This window comes from Mycobacterium helveticum (assembly GCF_007714205.1).
GTDB lineage: Bacteria > Actinomycetota > Actinomycetes > Mycobacteriales > Mycobacteriaceae > Mycobacterium > Mycobacterium helveticum.
Window position 1 is genome coordinate 1 of record NZ_VMQU01000277.1, and the last position, 1,572, is coordinate 1,572.

A 1,572-nucleotide genomic window follows, 5' to 3' on the forward strand; every position below is an offset into this window, starting at 1 on the left:
GCCGGGGGGCTGGGTGGCTCCGGTGGCCTGGGTGGTACCGGTGGTGTCGGTGGTGTCGGTGGTACCGGTGCCGACGGCGGTGGAAGCGTGGTCGGTGGTGCCGGCGGCAACGGCGGTCTGGGCGGTAACGGTGGCACGGGTGGCCTCGGTGGTGACGGCGGGGCCGGTGGTGCCGGTGGGGCCCACGGGTTGTTCGGCGCGGCCGGCCTTGACGGTGGTGGCGGCGCGACCGGCTCGCACGGCATCGAAGGTGTCGGCGGTGCCGGCGGTGTCGGTGGTGCCGGTGGTGACGGCAGCGGCGGTGACGGCGGTCTGGGCAACACCGGCGGCGCGGGCGGTACCGGAGGTGACGGCGGGACCGGCGGCCAATTCGGCGGTGCCGGCGGTGTCGGTGGTGCCGGTGGCCCGGGAGCTGTCGGCGGCACCGGAGGTGCCGGCGGGACCGGCGGCAACACGGTGTTCGCCGTCAGCACGGCCGGTGCGGGTGGTGAGGGTGGCGCCGGTGGCGGCGGAACCGTCACGGCGGGCGACGGCGGTGTCGGCGGCAACGGGGGCGACGCGGGCGGCCGCGTGGTCGGCCTCGGCGGTGCCGGTGGTCAGGGCGGTCAAGGTGGCGCCGGGGATGGGTCCGGTGTGGCCGGCGGTCAGGGCGGCACGGGCGGTAACGGCGGCACCTCGAGCAGCGCTTTGAGCGAAGGCGGTGACGGCGGTGCCGGTGGCGCCGGTGGTGTCGGGTTCACCGGCAGCACGCCCGGCGCCGGCGGCCCCGGCGGGAACGGCGGCACGGGCGGTGACGGCACGTCGGCCGGCGGTCTGGGCGGTGTCGGTGGTGCCGGCGGTAGTGGTGGCAACTCGACTGACGCCGGCACCGGTGGCACCGGCGGTGACGGCGGCACCGGCGGCACCGGCGGCGCCGGTGCCGGCACCACCGGCAGCAGCGGCATGGCCGGCGAACCGGGCGTCACGCCCACCGACCCCACCGGCGGCGCAGGCGGCGCGGGAGGTGCCGGTGGCCTGGGTGGCGGTGCGGTGTAGCCCAGCCGCCGCAACGGGGTCGGCAGCGGCCAATAGGATCTGCACATGAGCGTGCTGACTTCCCCGAAAGCTTATGCGGCGCTTGCCGTGTTCCATGCCGCCGACGCGGTGGCCTGCGCGGTCCCGGCGCCCCCGATCAAGAAGGTCCTCGACGACCTCGGGGTCCCGGCCGGCGTTCGGCCCGTGCTGCCGGTGGTCAAGGCCGCCGCCGCGCTCGGTCTGCTGTCGGTGCGGTGGTTCCCGGCGTTGGCCAGGCTGACGACGGCGATGCTGACGGTGTATTTCGTCCTGGCCGTCGGTGCGCACGTCCGAGCGCGCGACAAGATCGTCAACACCCTGCCGGCCGCAACGTTTTTGGCCACCTTCGCCGTCATGACGGCCAAGGGACCCGACCGCGCCTAGCCTCTCGGCCAGTCGAGACGCAACTCGACCGGCGGCGGGCCTGGCCGCGAGGGGAGTTGGCCGATAGCCCTCCCGTCTTCGCGGTCGCTCCACCGGGCGGGACGGGTTCGGCTTCTCAGGCGCGCGGGGCGGGGG

Annotated in this window: 1 protein-coding gene and 1 pseudogene; both read left to right on the top strand. The window is 76.0% G+C overall.

Features of this window, described 5'->3' with window-relative positions:
• A pseudogene (locus tag FPZ47_RS30835) lies at positions 1-1,035 on the top strand (hypothetical protein); the annotation flags it as partial.
• Positions 1,036-1,080: 45 nt separating this feature from the next.
• Positions 1,081-1,437: a DoxX family protein gene (locus FPZ47_RS27450; RefSeq protein ID WP_144957369.1), complete on the top strand. Its 357-nt coding sequence runs from the start codon at positions 1,081-1,083 to the stop codon at positions 1,435-1,437.
• Positions 1,438-1,572 lie beyond the last annotated feature (135 nt).